This window comes from Deltaproteobacteria bacterium, from assembly GCA_016183175.1.
Taxonomy (GTDB): Bacteria; UBA10199; UBA10199; order UBA10199; family SBBF01; genus JACPFC01.
The window spans coordinates 1-2470 of record JACPFC010000114.1 but is presented as its reverse complement, the minus strand read 5'-3'; the positions used below and the strand labels follow the sequence as shown (position 1 = coordinate 2470).

Below are 2470 nucleotides of genomic sequence, written 5' to 3'. Positions count from 1 at the left end.
TCTGGTACTGTCGGCGTCATCGGCTCAATTTTTTAACCGTCGCCGATATTTTTACCCCCGGCATCGCTTTGGGGCACGTGCTGGGGAGGCTCGGCTGTTTTTCCGCCGGTTGTTGCTACGGCCGCGAGGCGCCGGCCGGATCGTTCTGGTCGGTTGTCTATCCCCCAAACCCCGCCGGCATCGCCCCCCCAAATATTCCCCTCTACCCCGTTCAGCTTTTCGAATCGTTCGCCGAGCTGGTTGTTTTTTTCATTCTCTTTTTTTTCCGGAAAAAAAAGAGATTCAACGGGGAGGTGTTTGTCCTCTACATCACCCTCTATCCCATCCTTCGTATCATCCTTGAATTTTTCCGCGGCGACAAGGTCAGGGGTTATTTAATCGAGGGGATTCTCTCCACCTCGCAGGTTATCAGCATCCTCTGGTTTGTTCTGGCCATTGTACTTTGGGCTACACTTTGGAAGAGGAAGACGGTATGATTTTGAAAGGTCAAATGTCAAAATTCAAAGGTCAGCGTCTGGTTTTTCTTCTCTTTCTCTGGTTTTTCTCCACCGGGCAGACCTGCACCAAGGAAATCGTTTATGGAAAGGACTACTACACCCTTCCCAAACACGCCTGGTTTTTAAACGACAAGGAAACCGTCATGAAGGCGGTGCAAAGGGCGCTGGAGCATCTCGGTTACGAAATCAACAATACCGACGAGGAAAAGGGGCGGTTTATCACCGGCTGGCGGCCGGTGGAGGGGGATTCGCACTATTACAACCTGTTTGGGAGGCGCGATTACGGCATCACCGACGGGGCCTATTACCAGATGACGGTCGACCTGACGCAGGAGGGGAGCCAGATCAAGGTGGCCGTCGGCACGACGGTGAAAACCATTGTGGGAAAGCTGGAATCGGCCGGCAAAGTCGAGGGGCGGGTGATCGCCGAGCTGGAAACCTATCTGCGCCCGCCGCAGATCGAGATGACCAACGTGGGGGTCAGGAAGAAATAGGACTGAACGAATCGATCCGCTCCAGTTCCAGAAAGACGGTGTCCTTTCCGTCGGTGAGCACCATAAATCCCTTGTCGTAATCAACGCGCTGGAGGGTGCCGATATAGGAGGTCCCAAAGGCAACCACCTGAATCTTCTTGCCGACCAGATCTTCCAGTTTGGTGATCGATTTTTCCTCTTGCATGATCAGCGTCCCCTATTTTAACCCTTTGACTCACAAATTTGCCAGCAAATTTAAGTGAGCGAGGATCGGATTTATTCCGTCCGAGCGAACGGGGGGTACGGGGGCGCCAGCGGCAAAGCCCCCGATATTATGGTTCAATATTTTTTTGCCGTTATCCACGGCGAAGGAAGAGGGTCGCAAGGGGTGGCCGACATCGTCCGCATCCTTGCCGATGCCTTTGGGCCGCTGGAGGAGTTCACGGAGACCTTTCCATTCGACCGCACCGACTACTACGCCGACGAGATGGGGGGGAATCTTTGCCGGACTTTTTTTGCCCTTAAAAAACTTGGCATGGATCACGAACTGGCCCGGTTCAAGGAGGGGGCCGTCCAGATGGAAAAGGCCTTTTTTTCATCGGGGGGAAAACGGTCGGCGAATATCGACCCCGGCTATCTCGATCAAGTAAAAGTGGTGCTGGCCTCCACCAAGCACGGGGGGCACAAGGTTGCGCTCACCGACCGGATCTGCGCCGATCTCGTTCTTGACTATTATAAAGGCGCCTTCCGCCCCTTTGAATGGACCTTTCCCGACTTCAGGTCGGGCGTTTATTTTCCGTTGTTGGAAAAGATCCGCCGGCTCTACCTCGAAAAGTCGCGCTAGAAACCGGAACGGTTCTGTGGTAGAAGGAAAGAGTCATGTCTTTTTTATCCGTCCTTATAAAATCACAAACGGTTGTCTCCCTCCCCTCTTCAGCCTCGGTTTACGAGGCCGCGCAACTGATGGCGGAGAACAAGGTCGGCAGTGTCGTGGTCATGGACGGCGATGAACTTTCCGGCATTTTCACCGAGCGCGATCTTTTAAACCGCGTGGTCGCCCGGGGGCTCGACCCAAAATCCACGCAACTCTCATTGGTGATGAGCAAGGATGTGGTTGTTTGCCCCGTCACTGAAACGGTGAAGGACTGTTTTAAGAAGATGGAAGCGACCAAATGCCGCCACCTCCCGGTTGTGGACGGGAAAAAAGTCGCCGGAATGGTAACGATGCGGAATATTCTGGAATGGCTCTTTGCCGAGGCGGAAGAGGAAAAGAACCAGCTCCGAAAATATATCCAATCATAAATCCCCCTCCCCTTTGTCAAAGGGGGGAACGGGGGGATTTAAAATTCAAACACAAATGTTGTTTTCGCGGCGAAGGCGATTTCGGCGTTGTCGAAGAGGATGGGATCGATAACGGTGGTCAGGTTAAAGGCGCTGTTGTCGTCTTTCGTGTCAAAAACACCCCCCGGAAAAAGGGCCCCCGCCACCGTCTTCCAGTGC

6 protein-coding genes are annotated in these 2470 nt (G+C 53.5%); 4 read left to right on the top strand and 2 right to left on the bottom strand.

Annotated elements, in window-relative coordinates; genetic code table 11:
* A partial coding sequence (locus HYU99_10905; protein MBI2340852.1) for a prolipoprotein diacylglyceryl transferase occupies window positions 1-476 on the top strand: 476 nt, incomplete at its 5' end.
* A 14-nt stretch (window positions 477-490) separates the two neighbouring features.
* On the top strand, window positions 491-991 hold the full coding sequence (locus tag HYU99_10900; GenBank protein MBI2340851.1) for a hypothetical protein: 501 nt from the start codon (window positions 491-493) through the stop codon (window positions 989-991).
* Here HYU99_10900 and HYU99_10895 read toward each other — a convergent pair.
* The gene (locus HYU99_10895) at window positions 978-1175 is read right to left on the bottom strand and encodes a hypothetical protein (GenBank protein ID MBI2340850.1); all 198 of its coding nucleotides are present in this window, start codon (window positions 1173-1175) and stop codon (window positions 978-980) included. The genes HYU99_10900 and HYU99_10895 overlap by 14 nt on opposite strands.
* 129 nt (window positions 1176-1304) lie before the next feature.
* Between HYU99_10895 and HYU99_10890 the strand changes: the two genes are divergently transcribed.
* Both HYU99_10890 and HYU99_10885 read left to right on the top strand, forming a co-directional pair.
* Window positions 1305-1814, top strand: a complete 510-nt coding sequence (locus HYU99_10890) for a DUF4416 family protein (protein ID MBI2340849.1) — start codon at window positions 1305-1307, stop codon at window positions 1812-1814.
* A gap of 35 nt (window positions 1815-1849) precedes the next feature.
* Entirely contained in the window at window positions 1850-2272 is a 423-nt protein-coding gene (locus HYU99_10885) for a CBS domain-containing protein (GenBank protein ID MBI2340848.1), read from the top strand.
* Between the two features lie 38 nt (window positions 2273-2310).
* Here HYU99_10885 and HYU99_10880 read toward each other — a convergent pair.
* Window positions 2311-2470: hypothetical protein (locus HYU99_10880; GenBank protein ID MBI2340847.1), on the bottom strand; the 160-nt coding region annotated here is incomplete at its 5' end.